The sequence below is a fragment of the Pontibacter sp. BAB1700 genome (genome assembly GCF_000277005.1).
GTDB classification, from domain to species: domain Bacteria; phylum Bacteroidota; class Bacteroidia; order Cytophagales; family Hymenobacteraceae; genus Pontibacter; species Pontibacter lucknowensis.
Genome location: NZ_AKIS01000086.1, coordinates 20,796 through 38,165, shown reverse-complemented (window position 1 = coordinate 38,165; position 17,370 = coordinate 20,796). Strand labels below are relative to the sequence as shown.

Sequence of the window (17,370 nt, the reverse complement as noted above, 5' to 3'; positions counted from 1 at the left end):
ACGTTCTATGCCAAGACAAGGCTGACGCATACGGTCAGGAGTAAAGGTAAATCGCACCTGCTATACCTGGAAGGCGGTCAGTTTGTGGAGCAGTTCAACAGCGATAACCCGATCCACCCGCATATCAACACACTCAGCACGCTGCTTTTCCGCCGCAATTACATGAAAATCTACGAAAAGAGTTTTGTAGAGACGGGCTTTGAGTACAAGCCTTCGGTATGGCTGAAGGTGAGCGGAAACCTGGAGTGGTCGCAGCGCAGTCAGCTCTACAACAACACCGACCGCAGCTTCTTCTATTCCGACGCAGACAGGTTCTTCACGCCCAGCACACCTGATAACATAGAGCTGGAAAGCACGGAGTTTCCGAAGCACGAGGCGCTGGTGCTGCAGGCTAATGTAAGCTATCGCCCGGTGCAGCGTTACCGCATGTACAATGGACGTAAGTATCCAATCATGGAAAAGTCGCCGGAGCTATTGCTGATGTACCGCAAGGGTGTATCGGGTATTTTGGGCAGTGACGTGAATTTTGACCAGGTGCAGCTGGGCATCAACCATGCGCTGGCTTTTGGGGTGCGGGGCAAGCTGGAGTTTGAGCTACGCGGGGGCACGTTCCTCAATAGCAAGAGCATGTACTTCATGGACTACAACCACTTCGACGGCAACCGCACCATCCTGAGCAGTCTCAAACCGGCCGGTTCTTTCCGCCTGCTCGACTACTACCAGTACAGCACCAACGGCAGCTACCTTTCGGCGCACACGCACTACCAGTTCCGCAAGTTCCTGCTCACCCAGATACCGGAGGTACGCTTCACAGGTATAAAAGAGAACATCTTCTTCAACTACCTCAAAACGCAGCACTCGCCGCACTACTATGAAGTTGGCTATTCGCTGGATAATGTGTTCCGGGTGTTCCGCATCGAAACGGCGGCCTCTTTCAATGACCGCAGCTTCCAGGAAATGGGTTTCAGGATAGGTATAGCTACGCTTCTGAAGTTTAATCAGAATTAACCAAAGTAGCAGTAGCTGAAGCGCTGACTATACCTGTAAAGTGACTCCCACCACCACTTGTTACCTACAGCTATAACAGCGCTTCTCTGTTACAATCTGCATCATGAATTGCTTTCAGGGAAGAAAAAAATCTGCTCAATGTTGCACTAAAGCAATATTATTCAGTATCCATGCTATCCTGGCTTAAAATCTACGTATACTAATAAGACTGATTGTCTGTGTCTTATGTAGATTTTGTCATGACAAGGTTTTCCCGCTTCATCCTGCTTTGTCTTTGCTTCTGTCTGTTGTTCTCCGAAGCAATAGGGCAGGCCTTTGCCAGCGATACGGTTTACTTTACGTCAAAGCGCAAGAGCATTACCATTCCCTTCAAGCTGGTTCACAATCTGATCATCATTCCGGTGCAGATCAATGACTCCAAACAGCTCAACTTCATACTGGACTCCGGTGTGAAAAATACATTGATTACCCGTTTGCATTACTCTGATTCCCTCAGCCTGCACGAAGCCGGTCGTATTTCGATACAGGGTCTGGGCACCGGGCACGAGATAGAGGCGCTTTACTCAAAAGGAAACTACATGCGCATGCCGGGCATCATGGGAATGAACCACGAGGTGTATGTGCTGATGGAAGATGTTTTCAATCTGTCGACACGTATGGGAATGTCCATACATGGTATTATCGGGTATGATATCTTCCGCAATTTTATCGTCAAGATTAACTACAGCAGCAAAACTTTAACGCTATACCGACCCGACCTTAAGCTCAAAATTCCGAAAAAAGGAGAGGTATACCCGCTCCACATCGAGAACACCAAGGCCTATGTGGAGGCGGGAGTGCGGCAGCACAATGGCGATTCGATTAAAGTGAAACTGGTGATCGATACGGGGGCAAGCCATTCAGTTTCGCTCTACCTGCCCACAAACGATCGCCTGCAGTTGCCGCCCAAAGTGATGGAGGCTTACCTGGGGCGCGGATTAAGCGGCGACATCAACGGTAAGATCGGGCGGATCAATAGTTTTTCGCTTGGCAAGTATGAGCTGCAGGATCTGCCTGCTTCCTTTCCGGACGAAGAGTCGATCAAAGCAGCGCTCAACCTGGCGAACCGCAATGGCAACCTGGGCTCCGATATTCTGAAACGATTCACCGTTATTTTTGACTACCCGCACGAGCGCATGATACTCGTTCCTAACCGCAAATACCGCGACCCGTTTTACTACAACATGACAGGCTTCGAGATTAGTACACCCTTGCCTGGTGCCAACTTTTACATTGTGTCGCATGTGATAGACGACTCCCCGGCCAAGGAGAGTGGACTGCTGCCAGGTGATCAGCTCATCAACATCAACGGCCGCGATTGCAAAGAACTGGCGCTGGATGAACTGCTCGAGCTCTTTGACACCAAGCCAGGCCGCAAGCTGAGAATGAGGCTTAAGCGCGACTCCAAATTAGTTAACGTGGAAATGGTTCTGCAGAGCAGGATCTGATTTAGGCCTGTTGCATATCCGTGTATACCTGTACCCCCAGCAGAACAACAGCCATCACGATCAGGCAATGCCGACATAGAATCTAACCTTAGGGACAGGTGTTGCTACCATATTTCCGGCTGCATCAGGTCTGCTAAATCGCAGATTCGACAGGATAAGTCCGTTACCAAAGCTGAGCCAGATGGCAGCCATGAGCGGGTCACGGGTCAGGAAAAGGGAGGCAGTGCCAATAGCAGAGAAAAGGATGCCGATGATGACACTTAAAGACAGATTTTTCATGGTGCCGCAAGATACACAAAACCCGTCTTTTCACAGGTACCGTTACATCTCTGTTGATTGGATAATCCGTATTTAAGGTGAAGTCTTAGTAGTACGTGAGGTAAATGTTGTAACATTTTATCAGATTGTGTAAATTTTACAATAAACTACAACTCTTTGTTGTTTAATTCGATATTATTTCAAAACCTTTGCTTTCCATAACAGGCAGAGGCCTGTTTAAAAGATCGAACTGAATTTTAAAATGAAAAAAAAGCCGACTTTATCATCAGCGATGGTAAATCACCTTTCTCCGAAGGGTGCGTCTTTTTCTATCCTGTCTGCCAGGATAGTTTTGAGGGCCATTAACGCCGTGGTCCGCTACAGGCCCTAGGCCGACGTGCTTCCCGACTGCTTACGTGGTGGTCATTCTTCCCCATTTCTTATAGTGATAACATGTTGCCTGACGAAGGTATGCTTAGCTGCATAGCCTTTCTACAGCATTGTTTCTGATTGTTTTAGTTCTGTATCAGCTGGTTATGCACAGTCATAGCTGGGGTATATATTTTCCAAAATGAATCCATCACCTTTTATCATTACCGTTGCCGATGTGCAACATACCGGCTACGCTGCTCAGATCTGCGATGAAATGGAGGCGTCTGCCAAGGCCAGAGGGACAGGTATAGCCAAGCGCACACCCGAGTACATCGCCCAGAAAATGCTGGAAGGCAAAGCGGTGATCGCCCTGGACATGAACGGCGTGTGGGCAGGTTTCTGCTACATTGAAACGTGGAGCCATGGCAAGTATGTTGCTAACTCTGGCCTGATTGTGTCGCCGGAACTTCGCAAAAGCGGACTGGCCAAACTTATCAAGCAGAAGATATTTGAGCTTTCGCGCACCAAATACCCGGACGCCAAGATCTTCGGCCTAACCACCGGTCTGGCCGTGATGAAGATCAACTCTGACCTGGGCTACCGTCCGGTTACTTACTCGGAGCTGACTGACGATGACGCTTTCTGGAGTGGTTGCAAGAGCTGCATAAACTATGAGATTCTGGTGATGAAGAACCGCAGCAACTGCCTCTGCACCGCCATGCTCTACGATCCGGCCCGCGAGCAAAAGCCGATCGCCCGTGAACAGCTGCAGATCCTGACGCCAATTGAAGAACCGGCTATACCTGTTGGCTACGGCACTTTTGCGCAAGGCCACACTAACCCGAACATCAACCCGACAAGCATTTAAAGTTAGCATGAAAAAGAAAGTTGTTTTAGCCTTCAGCGGCGGCCTCGACACCTCTTACTGTGTAAAGTACCTGAAAGCTGAAAGAGACCTGGAAGTACATTCCGTTCTCGTGAATACCGGCGGCTTTTCGGAAGAGGAACTGCAGCAGACCGAACAGCGTGCCTATGATCTGGGCGTGACGCAGCACACGAATCTGGACGAAACAGAGTACTACTACCAGAGCTGTATCAAGTACCTGATCTCGGGAACGTGCTGAAAAACAATACCTATCCGCTGTCGGTGAGTGCCGAGCGTGTGACACAAGCCATGGCCATTGCCCGTCACGCCAAAGCTCTTGGAGCAGACTATGTGGCGCATGGCAGCACGGGAGCAGGCAACGACCAGGTGCGCTTTGACATGATCTTTCATGTGATGATTCCGGAGATAGAGATCATTACACCGATCCGTGACATGAAACTCTCGCGTGAGGAAGAGATTGAGTACCTGAAACAGCACGGCGTGGAGTATGACTTTGTGAAAGCACAGTACTCGATCAACAAAGGTATCTGGGGTACCTCTGTTGGCGGTAAAGAAACCCTTACCTCGCACCAGCCACTACCGGAGTCGGCCTACCCAACGCAGCTGACCAAAGAGCAGCCTGAGCGCGTGACGCTGCATTTTGAGAAAGGCGAGCTGATAGGTATCAACGATCAGGAATACGACAGCCCGGTGCAGGCTATTCAGGCGCTGCAAGGTATAGCGGGTCCATTTGCCATTGGCCGCGACATCCACGTGGGCGACACGATCATCGGTATTAAAGGAAGAGTTGGCTTTGAGGCGGCGGCTCCGATGGTGATCATCAAGGCGCACCATACCTTGGAGAAACACGTGCTCACGAAGTGGCAGCTTTACTGGAAAGACCAGTTGGCGACCTGGTACGGCAACTGGCTGCACGAGGGGCAGTTCATCGACCCGACCATGCGTAATATCGAGACCTTCCTGCAGGAAACACAGGAGAATGTGACCGGCAAAGTACATGTGCTGCTGGCGCCTTACCGCTTCCAGGTGGAAGGTATAGAGTCGGAGCATGACCTGATGTCGTCTAAGTTCGGCAGCTACGGCGAAATGAACAATGCCTGGTCAGGTGAGGACGTGAAAGGTTTCTCGAAGATATTCGGCAACCAGGCCATGATGTACCACAAGATCAACAACACCGAACTATAATGGCAGCTACGATAAAGGCAGGTATAGTAGGCGGGGCGGGCTACGCCGGTGGCGAGCTTTTGCGTCTGCTTTTGCTGCACCCCAACGTGGAGCTGGCTTTCGTGCAGAGCCGCAGCCAGGCGGGCAAGCCGGTATACGCCGCACACCCGGATTTGCTGGGCGAAACAGAAATGCTTTTTTCTGCTGATGCGGCTATATCGGTCGATGTGCTTTTCCTGTGCGCCGGGCATGGGGAGGCTGCTAAATTTCTGGCCGAATACGAAATGGCTGCCGAGACCAAGGTCATTGACCTGAGTCAGGATTTCCGCTGGAACGAAAGTACTTTAAGTGATAGGGTTGAGGCCGGAGAAAGAGGCTTTGTGTACGGTTTGCCGGAGTTACAGCGTGAGCAGATACAGCAGGCGCAGCACATTGCCAACCCGGGCTGTTTCGCTACAGGTATACAGCTGGCTTTGCTGCCGCTGGCTCAGCAGAATTTGCTTAATGCTGAGGTGCATGTGAGCGGTATAACCGGATCGACAGGAGCAGGCCAGAGTTTGAGCGCGACTTCACATTTCAGCTGGCGTACCGAGAATATCTCGACCTACAAAGTGATGGAGCACCAGCATCTGCGCGAGATCAAGCGCAGTCTGCTGAGCCTTCAACCAGAGAATCAGCCAGACATACACTTTATACCTTACCGCGGACCTTTTGCAAGGGGCATTTTCATCACAGCTTACTTGCAAACCGATTTGTCGCTGGAGGAAGCACAGGAACTGTACAAGAACTACTATTCTTCGCATCCTTTTACCATTGTCACGACACAAAACCCGGACCTGAAGCAGGTGGTGAACACCAACAAGTGTTTGTTATACCTGCAGAAGCACGGTCAGATGCTGGTCATCACCAGCCTGATCGACAATCTGCTGAAAGGCGCTGCGGGACAGGCCGTGCAGAACATGAACCTTGTATTCGGGCTGGAGGAGACAACTGGCTTGAAGTTGAAAGCAACGGCCTTCTAATATAATTGAACACGCCCTCGCTCGCGTCCCGCGAGTGTGAGCTATTCAGTGGCGTCCCGCCACTTGTGCCGAGAGATACAGAAAGTAGCGGCCAGAGTCCGCTAAATAACTCACACTCGCGGGACGCGAGCGAGGGTACTCTAGAAGATTAAAGCAATTAACAATCAGCAATTAAAGTAAGCATGCTCAAATACCCAAGAACCCTGTTTTACATCTATTTCTTAACCTCCTACATCTAATTCCATAGCCATGAACCTCTTTGATGTTTACCCGCTCTTCGATATCGAACCTGTAAGAGCCGCTGGTCTTTCTGTTTGGGACAAAGAAGGCCGCAAATACCTCGACCTGTACGGCGGTCACGCTGTTATCTCCATCGGTCACTCTCACCCTCACTATGTGAAGCGCATCGCGCGTCAGCTATACGACATCGGCTTTTACTCCAACGCCGTGCAGAATCCGCTGCAGGTAGAACTGGCCGAAAAACTGGGCAAGCTCAGCGGCTACGTAGACTATAGCCTTTTCCTGTGCAATTCCGGCGCCGAAGCTAACGAAAACGCCTTGAAACTGGCTTCTTTCCAGACAGGTCGCAAAAAGGTCATCTCCTTTAAGGCATCCTTCCATGGCCGCACCTCAGCTGCCGTCGCTGCCACGGATGATCCGAGCATCGTGGCTCCGATCAACCAGACCGAGAATATCATTTTCCTTCCTTTTAATGATGTGGCTGCCTTTGAAGAGGCCTTGCAACAGCATGGGCAGGAACTGGCTGCTGTGATCGTGGAAGGTATACAGGGTGTTGGAGGGGTAAACATCCCACATATGGATTTTTTAAAAGCATTGGAAGCCGGCTGTAAACAGGTGGGTGCGCTGCTGATACTGGATGAAGTGCAGTCAGGCTACGGCCGTTCCGGTAAATTCTTCGCGCACCAGCATGCAGGCATCAAGCCAGATCTGATCACCGTAGCCAAAGGTATGGGCAATGGTTTTCCGGTGGGTGGCGTACTGATCAGCCCGGAAATAGAGGCGCGCCACGGATTACTGGGAACCACCTTTGGCGGCAATTACATGGCTTGTGCGGCGGCTATTGCGGTGCTGGAGGTAATTGAGAAGGAAGAGTTATTGTATAATACTACCATCATGGGGCATTACCTGCGTGAGAAACTCGAAGGGATGCCGGGCGTGAAAGAAGTGCGTGCAATGGGTTTGATGATTGGCATAGAACTGCACGAGCCGTGCGCAGGTATACGTAAGCTGTTGCTTAATGAGTTCGGCATTTTCACGGGCAGTTCTTCTAACAAGAATACGCTACGCTTGTTGCCGGCACTCACCATCAGCAAATCCGAAGCCGACCAATTCCTGAAAGCATTTTCCACGATCCTTAGTAAAAAAGTAACTGCCTGATGAAGCAATTCACTTCCGTACACGATGTGCAGGACGTAGCCGCCCTGGTGAACGAAGCACTCGAACTGAAAAATAACCCATACGCGCACAAAGCACTAGGTCAGGATAAAACGCTTGGACTTATCTTCATGAACCCAAGTCTGCGTACCCGCCTGAGCACCCAAAAGGCAGGTATGAACCTGGGTATGAACGTAATGGTGATGAACCTCGACAAAGAAGGCTGGGCACTCGAAACCCGTGATGGTGTGATCATGGACGGCACCACGGTGGAGCATATCCGGGAGGCCGCTGCTGTGATGGGGCAGTATTGCGACATCATCGGCATCCGCTCTTTTCCGAAACTACAGGATAGAGAAGAGGACTATAGCGAAGACTTGCTGAACAAATTCATCGAGCTGACCGGCGTTCCGATTGTTAGTCTGGAGTCGGCCACGCGTCACCCGCTGCAGAGTCTTGCCGACTTGGTCACGATAAAAGAGCAGGCGACAGCTGGAAAGAAACCGAAGGTAGTACTGAGTTGGGCACCGCACATCAAACCGATTCCGCATTGCGTGGCTAATTCTTTTGCGGAGTGGATGCAGCAGGCGGATGTAGAGCTCGTGATTACCAATCCGGAAGGCTACGATCTGGCAGAAGAATTTACCAAAGGCGCACAGGTGCTGCACAATCAGGATGAGGCGTTGCAAGATGCTGACTTTGTGTATGTGAAAAACTGGTCAAGCTACGAGCAGTACGGACAAGTACTAACAGACGGCGAAGGCTGGATGATCACCAACGAAAAGCTTGCCCTGACTAACAACGCCAAAGTAATGCATTGCTTGCCTGTGCGCCGCGGTCTGGAGTTAAGCCATGAAGTGCTGGACGGACCGAACTCACTGGTTATTGAGCAGGCAAACAACCGGCTTTATGCGGCGCAGGCTGTACTAAAGCGGATGCTGGAGGGGAAATGATTTAGTGGTTTTTGATTGAGTGGTTTTGCGATATTTCAGGTGTAGGGACAGTTCGCGACCTGTCCGAATCAAGCACGAATCACATATAGTAGTTGTGTGTTATATGTGATGGTACAAAAACAAATCATTTTTTGTTTGTAGTCGCCGATCGCTATACCTGCGCACAGGTCACGACCTGTCCCTACACAATCATCGACTTCGCTAGACCATTTCATTGACTCCATCGACCACTCACAAACCTACTATTCAAATCGCTAACTCACTCATTCACCAAATCACTCAATCACAATATGTACATCATAAAAATTGGCGGAAATGTTTTGGATGACCCGGAGCGGTTGCAGCGTTTTTTGATTGATTTCGCTGCGCTGCCTGGTCCGAAACTACTGGTGCATGGCGGCGGCAAAATTGCCTCTACGATCGGGCTGCAGCTCGGCATAGAACCCGCTTATGTAGAGGGCCGCCGCCTGACCGACGCTGAGACACTCAAGCTGGTGACGATGGTTTATGCTGGGCTCATCAACAAAAACGTGGTAGCGCAGCTGCAGGCTTTGGGATGCAATGCCATCGGTATGACCGGGGCCGATGCCAATGCCATACCTGCCACCAAGCGTCCTGTTAAAACAGTTGACTATGGTTTTGCCGGCGACATAGCAGGACCGGAGACTGTAAACGCAAATGCATTAGAAGCGCTTTTACAGGCAGGTCTTACGCCTGTGTTTGCTCCGCTCACACACGATGGTCAGGGCAGTTTGCTCAACACCAATGCCGACACCATTGCCTCTGTATTAGCTAAGGCGCTGGCCCCACACTACGAGGTGAAGCTGGTATATTGCTTTGAGAAAAAGGGGGTGCTGGCTGATGCCGAAGATGATGATGCTGTTATTTCACACATCGATCAGCACAGGTATAGCAGCCTGAAGGCCGAAGGTGTGGTGAAAGACGGGATGATTCCAAAACTCGACAACGCTTTTGCTGCCTTGCAACATGGCGTCAGTGCGGTACTGATCGGGGAGGCAGAGGCTCTACCCTCACTTGCTACAGCCCAGGGATTCTCAGGCACGACTATCACCTTGAAACATGGATAAGAAGAACCTATACCCAGAGGCACTGGATCTGTTACAGCAGCTGATCGCTATACCCTCTTTCAGTAGAGAAGAGGACAAAACAGCTAGTACAATTGCTGCTTTCATAGAGTCAAGAGGAGTGGAGGTGCACCGGAGGCTCAACAATATATGGGCTTTTAACAAGCATTTCGATCCGATACTGCCTACGCTGCTGCTTAATTCACACCACGATACCGTAAAGCCAAACACTGGTTATACCCGCGATCCGTTTGCAGCTACTGTAGAAGATGGGAAACTGTACGGGCTGGGAAGTAATGATGCCGGTGGCTGCCTTGTGTCGTTATTGGCGACTTTTCTATACTTCTATGAGCAGGAAGGGCTTCGATATAACCTGGTGTATGCCGCTACTGCTGAGGAAGAAGTTTCTGGCCGGAATGGGCTGGAACTGGTGCTGCCGGAGCTCGGTGAGTTGGAGGCAGCTATTGTCGGGGAACCAACGCTGATGCAGTTGGCTGTGGCTGAAAAAGGGTTGCTGGTGCTGGACTGCGTGGCTATCGGTCGCTCCGGCCATGCTGCCCGTGAAGAAGGTCTGAACGCCATCTATGAAGCACTGCCGGATATCACCTGGTTCCAGACCTATCGTTTCCCGAAAGTGTCGGAGCATCTGGGGCCGGTGAAAATGTCTGTGACGATGCTAGAGGCGGGCACACAGCATAACGTGGTACCGGACAAGTGCAGGTTCACGGTAGACGTGCGCCTGACCGATGCCTATAGTATGGAAGAAGTGCTCGAGGTAATCCGGCAGCATGTGAAAGCTGAAGTGACGCCTCGTTCCATGCGGCTGAAGCCCTCCTCTATACCGATGGAGCACCCGCTGGTACAAACAGGTATAGCCCTCGGGCGCAGCACCTATGGTTCACCCACCACTTCTGACCAGGCGCTACTTTCTATACCTTCACTCAAACTCGGTCCCGGCGACTCTGCCCGTTCACACATGGCGGATGAGTTCATCTACCTGGATGAAATAGAAGAGGGTATAGCGCTTTACATCAATATACTTGAAAAGGTAGTAAAATAATTGTAAACAGGTTGCTGTCATTTCGACGTTAGGAGAGATCTGAATCAATTACGAACCAGACCTAATTCAGATTTCTCATTGCATTCGAAATGACATAAAGTATTCACTCAATTACTCATTCAAAAATAACCCCATGAAACTCTGGCAAAAGAACACCGACGTCAAAAAAGAGATAGAGCAGTTTACCGTGGGTCGTGACCCTGAATTTGACATGCAGCTGGCTGCTTTTGATGTGCTGGGGTCTTTGGCGCACACGCGTATGCTGGAGCAGGTGGGCTTACTGGAGAAGGAAGATTTGGAACTCCTGCAGCAAGAGATGAAGGCGATCTACCACCGCATTGTGGCAGGTGATTTTGAGATTGAGCCGGGAGTGGAGGACATTCACTCCCAGGTAGAGCTGGAGCTGACCCGCAAGCTGGGGGAAGCAGGAAAGAAGATCCACAGTGGACGTTCGCGCAATGACCAGGTACTCGTCGATCTTAAGCTATACCTGCGCCATGAACTGCAGCAACTCGTGCAGGAAGTTAGAGCGTTGTTTGATGTGCTGCAGGAGCAGAGCGAGCGTCACAAAGACAAGCTTTTGCCTGGCTATACCCACCTGCAGGTAGCCATGCCGTCTTCTTTTGGGTTGTGGTTTGGCGCCTATGCCGAGAGTCTGGTAGACGATGTGCTTTTGCTGCAGGCGGCTTACAAAGTGACTGACAAAAACCCACTGGTTCTGCCGCCGGTTATGGTTCATCTTTCCCGCTCAACCGCCAGATGACAACTGACTTATTGGGTTTCAGCACCATGAACTACAATGTGGTGTATGCACAGATGGGCCGTGGTAAAACGGAACGTGTAGTCAGTACAGCTATTGCCTCGGTTGCCGCGACGCTGGCACGCATGGCCATGGACCTGTGTTTGTACATGAGCCAGAACTTCGCTTTTGTGCGTCTTCCGGATAACCTCACCACCGGCTCCAGCATCATGCCGCACAAAAAGAACCCGGACGTGTTTGAGATCATGCGTGGTAAGTGCAACAAGCTGCAGGCGCTGCCCACGGAGATCTCCATGCTGCTCATCAACCTGCCCTCTGGCTATCACCGGGAGCTCCAGCTACTCAAGGAATCACTTTTCCCAGCCATCACGGAACTGAAAGACTGCCTGCAAATGATGACTTTCATGCTGCCGCAGCTGGAAGTGCGTGATCAGATCATGGAAGAAGAGAAATACAAATACGCCTTCAGTGTCGATGCCGTAAATGCGGAAGTACTGGCAGGTATGCCTTTTCGGGATGCGTATAAGGTGGTAGGAGAGCGAATTGAAGCAGGTACTTTTGTTGTTCCTGAAGCTGTGCGCCATACCCACGAAGGAAGCATCGGAAATCTTTGCAACAGCGAAATTGGCTCTCTAATGAACCAGACAATAGCCGACTTCAATTTTGAAAGAGCCAACAAAGCCATCAGTGAACTGGTAAAGTAAAAGAGTCGACAGCTTTTGACATCAAAAAAGGGAAGCAAGAAATTAACTTGCTTCCCTTTTTCATAAATCAGGCAACCTACCTGACCTCTCTAATTCCAGTGATAATTCTGGGGCTTGATGTTCTTCAGCTTGCGTGTAGCCTGTAGCAGTGTAGCAATCAGCAGGGCTATGAACACCGACATACCGATTACCAGGTATGAAAGTACTTTAAGCGTTTTAACCTGTCTGTCGGCCGACTGATACAGTTCTTTTCCAACTTCTCCCTGTAGCGCGATCAGCTCATGCAATGGCTCCAGTAGATGCAGAAAGGCCTGGTGTCCCTCTGTGCGGTACAGGTTTTCAGCTTTGGCCTTGTCGCCTGCACTGCTTAGCTGCAGAATACGATCCTGCACAGCCACTAGCTTTTTAAACTCTATCTTATAAGTGGCCAGACCTTCGCTCTCGCGCTCGATCAGGTATGTGCTTTCAAATTTGTCAATCAAGGACTCGATCTCTTCCGTATTTGCCAGCACCAGCTGATGGAGACTGTCCTGCTCTGATGCAGCGGTGGACAGGATGTGGTCTTCGAGTGTCAGGCGGTTCTGATAGTAGCGTTCCATCACATCCGATATAACCAGCGAAGGCACCAGGCGGTCGTGGTATACTTCACGGAACTGATTGCTTACACGACCAATGCTGTAGCTGGCAAACCAGTTAGCCAGGATGATGATAGCAAACACTGAACCCAGCGCAAATGCTACTTTATCACGTTTTGTTATCCGATAGGCCCAGTTCATAACAGGTAAGTTTTAGGTAAAAGACAATATACATTTTATGGCTTAGATTCCCCAATGAAACACATTTAATTACACGCAAGAATTGTGCTGGACTTGCGGCATATTGTTAATTCTTCTTTCTAAAATACAGATAACTTCTTGCATGGTCCGCGTATAACAGGCACACTGATATAAAGTGCAACGCAAAAGTAGCTGCCCGTGATACCGATCAAGATCCATACGCAACCTGATGATTCCACTTGCGGACCTACCAGTTTGCATGCGGTTTATCGCTATTTCAAAGATCCCATCTCACTGAGCGAGGTGATCAAGGAAGTGCCCTACCTGGACGAAGGCGGAACGCTGGAGGTGCTGTTGGCTTGTCATGCCCTGGAGCGCGGCTATCGGGCCCGCATCTATACCTACAACCTTCATATCTTCGACCCCACCTGGTTTCAGCTCAGCAATGATGAGATCATTGCCAGACTGGAGGAGCAGCTGGAGTTTAAGAAAGGCACCAAGTTCAGAAGGGCCACCCTGGCCTACATTGATTTCCTGCAGCGGGGTGGTGAGTTGCGCTGTACCGACCTGACCAAGGGTCTTTTGAAAGAGTATTTTGATCGGGACATTCCGCTGCTGACAGGGCTCAGCGCGACCTACCTCTACCAGAGTGCCCGCGAGTTCAGCGACGAAAGCGGAAACTCCATTTACGATGATGTGCGAGGTTACCCGATGGGACACTTTGTGGTGCTTTGCGGGTTTGCAGAGGATCAGAAACACATTGTGGTGGCGGATCCTTACCAGGAGAATCCATTCTTTCAAAACAATTATTACGAGGTGAAGGCATCGCACCTGCTCAACTCCATTATGCTGGGCATGGCTACCTACGATGCCAACCTGCTGGCCATACAGCCCGCAAAATCTGAACCTATCGACGAATAAATCATGCGAAAAATAGTAGTTGTGGACTATTCCAAAGACTGGGATGTGGCGATTGAAGATGTGGAAGTAGTGGATGTACAAACCTACCTGACCGATACTGCCTATACTGATATAAAAAATGCCCGTATTTTTAACCTGTGCCGTTCTTACAGATACCAGAGCGCCGGTTACTACGTATCGCTTCTGGCTGAAGCCAGGGGGCATAAACCCATCCCGAGCGTGGCCACTATGCAGGATCTCAAGAGCCCGACCATTGTGCGGGCGATTACCGTGGAGCTGAATGAACTGATCCAGAAGACGCTGGGAAGTCTGCGGTCCAAGTCCTTTACCCTGAGCATTTACTTCGGGCAGAACGTGGCCAAGAAATACGAAAAGCTCTGTAAGCATTTGCATGACCTGTTTCAGGCTCCCCTGCTGCGTGCGCAGTTTGTTTACAAAGATGAATGGGTGCTGCAGAGTATTTCGGCTATACCTATCAATGATGTACCGGAGCACCATTGGCGTTATCTGTTACGCTATGCCAAATCCTATTTCGCACGTCATCGCTTTTCGGGTGCCAAGATCGGGCGCAACAAAATCTATGACCTGGCCATTCTGGTGGACCCGGACGAAAAAGAGCCTCCCTCAAACAAAAAGGCATTGCAGCACTTTGTAGAGGCCGGTGAGGGAATGGGCTTCTATGTGGAGATGATCACCAAAGACGACTACCGTCGCCTGCCGGAGTTTGATGCCCTCTTCATCCGCGAAACAACTTCTGTCAATCACCACACTTACAAGTTTGCCCGTAAAGCCTATGCTGACGGTTTGGTGGTGATCGACGACCCGATTTCGATCCTGCGCTGTACCAACAAGGTATACTTGGCTGAGCTGCTGACCAAAGCCAAAGTGCCGATACCGAAGACGATGATCATCCACAAAGACAACCGCGAACTTGTAGAGCAGGAACTCGGTATACCCTGTGTGCTGAAGAAGCCGGACAGCTCTTTTTCGCAGGGTGTCGTAAAGGCCAAAGACAGTGCAGGTCTGCAGCGTGAGCTGGATGAAATGCTCGTCGACTCAGAACTGATCATCGGGCAGGAGTTCACACCGACCGACTTTGACTGGCGCATCGGGATCATGGACAAGCAGCCGCTTTATGCCTGCAAGTACTACATGGCCAAGGGGCACTGGCAGATCTACAACTGGAACGGCAAGAAGAAAAACGACACAGAGGGTGATCACGAGACAGTGCCATTTGAAGAAGTGCCTTTTGTGGTGCTGCACACGGCCATTAAGGCAGCAAACCTGATTGGCAATGGGCTGTATGGGGTGGATATAAAGGAAATAGACGGCAAGGCCTATGTGATTGAAGTGAATGACAACCCAAGCATTGATGCCGGCTGTGAGGATCAGATATTGAAAAAAGAACTTTATACCGCTATCCTTAAATCCATAAAGAAACGCATAGATGACAACAAGAACGTTAGAACAGATGAGTACTAAAACCGCGACGCTGCACCTGTTTGAAGGCTATGGCGTGGAGATGGAATACATGATCGTGGACCGGGACACGCTGCAGGTACGGCCTATCACAGATCAATTGATCTATGATGAGGTAGGTGCCTACGTGTCGGATGTGGAGTTCGGCAAAATGGCCTGGTCCAATGAACTGGTTTTGCATGTTGTGGAGCTGAAGACGCAGACCCCTACCCATACTTTGATCGGTCTGGAAAACGACTTTCAGGAGCATGTGAAGAAAATAAATCAGATGCTGGAGAAGCATAATGCCATGCTGTTGCCGACGGGAGCGCACCCCCTGATGAATCCCTTCGAAGAAACTAAACTGTGGCCCCACGAGCATAATGCTGTTTACGAAGCCTACAACCGCATTTTTGACTGTCGCGGGCATGGCTGGGCCAACTTGCAGAGCACCCACCTGAACCTGCCTTTTGGCAACGACGAGGAGTTTGGAAAGCTGCATGCGGCCATCCGGATGGTGCTGCCGCTTATACCTGCCTTGGCTGCCTCTTCACCTGTGCTGGATGGAAAGCTCTCTGGTCTGCTGGACACCCGCCTGGAGGTATACCGCCACAACCAGGATAAGATTCCGGCCATTGCCGGCAAGGTGGTGCCCGAGCCTGTTTTCACGCAAAAGGATTACCGGGAGCAGATCCTTAACCGGATGTATGCGGCTGTTGCACCACATGACCCGAAGGGTGTGCTGCAGGAAGAGTTCCTGAACTCACGCGGAGCCATCGCCCGCTTCGATCGCAATGCCATCGAGATTCGCATCATTGACATACAGGAGAGTCCGGTGGCTGACCTGGCCGTGCTGCAAGCTGTGGTGGCGGCCATACAGGCGCTGGTAGGGGAGCGCTGGATAGGTATAGACAAATTGAAGCAATGGGATGAAAACCGACTGTCTGACCTCTTCCTGCAGGTGGTGCGCAGCGGACAGGAAACCGTGATCAATGACCGCGATTTCATCGACTGCTTTGGCTTCGATTGTGAAGATAATTGTACCGTGGGTGAATTGTGGAAGCATATTGTGGCCGAAACCCTCAATCTGGAAGAGCAACCCCATGTGGCCCATGCACTGAATGTGATCCTGTCGCGTGGCTGCCTTTCCAAGCGTATTGTCGAAGCCTTGGGTGAAAATCCGGGCGAGGAGGACATTCATCGCGTATACCTGAGCCTTGCCCGCTGCTTGGGGCAGGGCGGTGTATTTATACCTGATAAGCCATGCTGAGACTATTACTCACCTGCGAACACGGAGGAAACCTGATCCCATCTGCCTATGCGCCACTCTTTCATGGTCAGGAGGACGTACTCAAAACGCACCAGGGCTACGACATCGGAGCATTGGAGCTATATCAGACCATGAAACCAATTGCTGATGTGGGATTCTACGCTGAAACAAGCAGGCTGCTGGTAGAACTGAATCGTTCGCTGCACCATGCCAGGCTATTCTCTGAATTCACACAAGTGCTGCCGCCCGCTGAAAAGGAGCGTCTGCTTGAAAAACACTACAAGCCTTATCGGGAACAGGTGGAGCAAATGGTTTCTGATTTTGTGTCAGCGGGACGTCGCATGCTGCATGTGGCGGTCCATACCTTCACGCCGGTGCTGGATGGGGATGAGCGGCAGGCTGACATCGGTTTACTCTATGATCCGAAGCGAAAGCACGAGCAGGCCTACAGCAAGGAGTGGAAGGCCGCTCTGAACAAAGCCGACAAAGAACTGCTGGTCCGTTTCAACTACCCATACCTGGGCATATCCGATGGTTTCCCGACATACCTGCGTCGCAAGTTCACGGCTGATGAATATGTGGGCATTGAACTCGAAGTTAACCAGAAATTCCCGCAGCAAGGAGGTGCCCGCTGGCAGGAAATACAAGCTTTACTGGCCACCACACTGCAGGAAGTAGTGCTCCGAAACAGGACCCTGCTATCTGAGAATGCTATTTAGAGAACAAAATAACCTGTAATACAGTACTGTATGTTATATATGAAGAGTTTTGCATATAACCATAGCACTATC

The 17,370-nt window shown here is 50.6% G+C and carries 14 protein-coding genes and 2 pseudogenes; 14 read left to right on the top strand and 2 right to left on the bottom strand.

The annotated features are described in order from the left end of the window. Positions 1 to 1,008: DUF5686 family protein (locus tag O71_RS24290; RefSeq protein ID WP_007656632.1), on the top strand; the 1,008-nt coding region annotated here is incomplete at its 5' end. A 239-nt stretch (positions 1,009 to 1,247) separates the two neighbouring features. Continuing rightward, positions 1,248 to 2,495, top strand: coding sequence for an aspartyl protease family protein (locus tag O71_RS11135; RefSeq protein ID WP_040574182.1), 1,248 nt, complete (start codon positions 1,248 to 1,250; stop codon positions 2,493 to 2,495). Between the two features lie 60 nt (positions 2,496 to 2,555). On the opposite strand, the gene O71_RS11130 is transcribed toward O71_RS11135, so the two are convergent. After that, positions 2,556 to 2,774 carry a hypothetical protein gene (locus O71_RS11130; RefSeq protein WP_007656628.1) on the bottom strand — a complete coding sequence of 73 codons (219 nt, stop codon included), beginning with the start codon at positions 2,772 to 2,774 and terminating at the stop codon, positions 2,556 to 2,558. A gap of 550 nt (positions 2,775 to 3,324) precedes the next feature. Here O71_RS11130 and O71_RS11125 point away from each other — a divergent pair. From O71_RS11125 to argH, 8 genes and pseudogenes are all read left to right on the top strand, one after another. Further along, a complete protein-coding gene (locus O71_RS11125) occupies positions 3,325 to 3,993 on the top strand; it encodes an N-acetyltransferase (protein WP_007656626.1) in 669 nt (222 codons plus the stop codon). 7 nt (positions 3,994 to 4,000) lie between these two features. After that, positions 4,001 to 5,196 (top strand): annotated as a pseudogene (gene argG / locus O71_RS11120) (argininosuccinate synthase). Next, positions 5,196 to 6,197, top strand: coding sequence for an N-acetyl-gamma-glutamyl-phosphate reductase (argC, locus tag O71_RS11115; RefSeq protein ID WP_007656624.1), 1,002 nt, complete (start codon positions 5,196 to 5,198; stop codon positions 6,195 to 6,197). The pseudogene argG and the gene argC overlap by 1 nt, the downstream one beginning before the upstream one ends. A gap of 249 nt (positions 6,198 to 6,446) precedes the next feature. Beyond that, on the top strand, positions 6,447 to 7,595 hold the full coding sequence (locus O71_RS11110) for an aspartate aminotransferase family protein (RefSeq protein ID WP_007656623.1): 1,149 nt from the start codon (positions 6,447 to 6,449) through the stop codon (positions 7,593 to 7,595). After that, a complete protein-coding gene (locus tag O71_RS11105; protein WP_007656621.1) occupies positions 7,595 to 8,545 on the top strand; it encodes an acetylornithine carbamoyltransferase in 951 nt (316 codons plus the stop codon). The genes O71_RS11110 and O71_RS11105 overlap by 1 nt, the downstream gene beginning before the upstream one ends. A 290-nt stretch (positions 8,546 to 8,835) precedes the next feature. Further along, positions 8,836 to 9,633 carry an acetylglutamate kinase gene (argB, locus tag O71_RS11100; protein WP_007656619.1) on the top strand — a complete coding sequence of 266 codons (798 nt, stop codon included), beginning with the start codon at positions 8,836 to 8,838 and terminating at the stop codon, positions 9,631 to 9,633. Further along, on the top strand, positions 9,626 to 10,690 hold the full coding sequence (locus tag O71_RS11095) for a M20 family metallo-hydrolase (protein WP_007656616.1): 1,065 nt from the start codon (positions 9,626 to 9,628) through the stop codon (positions 10,688 to 10,690). The genes argB and O71_RS11095 overlap by 8 nt, the downstream gene beginning before the upstream one ends. A 133-nt stretch (positions 10,691 to 10,823) precedes the next feature. Further along, positions 10,824 to 12,154 (top strand): annotated as a pseudogene (gene argH, locus O71_RS11090) (argininosuccinate lyase). An 89-nt stretch (positions 12,155 to 12,243) separates the two neighbouring features. Here the strand turns inward: argH and O71_RS11085 are convergent. Beyond that, a complete protein-coding gene (locus O71_RS11085; RefSeq protein ID WP_007656610.1) occupies positions 12,244 to 12,930 on the bottom strand; it encodes an MCP four helix bundle domain-containing protein in 687 nt (228 codons plus the stop codon). A 198-nt stretch (positions 12,931 to 13,128) separates the two neighbouring features. Here O71_RS11085 and O71_RS11080 point away from each other — a divergent pair, with 198 nt between their 5' ends. The 4 genes from O71_RS11080 to O71_RS11065 are packed head-to-tail and all read left to right on the top strand — an operon-like array spanning position 13,129 to position 17,298. Beyond that, positions 13,129 to 13,851 (top strand): hypothetical protein, encoded by a 723-nt coding sequence (locus tag O71_RS11080; RefSeq protein WP_007656608.1) that lies wholly within the window; start codon positions 13,129 to 13,131, stop codon positions 13,849 to 13,851. Positions 13,852 to 13,854: 3 nt separating this feature from the next. Then, positions 13,855 to 15,333 carry a RimK family protein gene (locus O71_RS11075; RefSeq protein WP_007656607.1) on the top strand — a complete coding sequence of 493 codons (1,479 nt, stop codon included), beginning with the start codon at positions 13,855 to 13,857 and terminating at the stop codon, positions 15,331 to 15,333. Further along, positions 15,323 to 16,579: a glutamate-cysteine ligase family protein gene (locus O71_RS11070; protein WP_007656606.1), complete on the top strand. Its 1,257-nt coding sequence runs from the start codon at positions 15,323 to 15,325 to the stop codon at positions 16,577 to 16,579. Before O71_RS11075 ends, O71_RS11070 begins: the two co-directional genes overlap by 11 nt. After that, on the top strand, positions 16,573 to 17,298 hold the full coding sequence (locus tag O71_RS11065) for an N-formylglutamate amidohydrolase (protein WP_007656605.1): 726 nt from the start codon (positions 16,573 to 16,575) through the stop codon (positions 17,296 to 17,298). The genes O71_RS11070 and O71_RS11065 overlap by 7 nt, the downstream gene beginning before the upstream one ends. Positions 17,299 to 17,370: the final 72 nt, after the last annotated feature.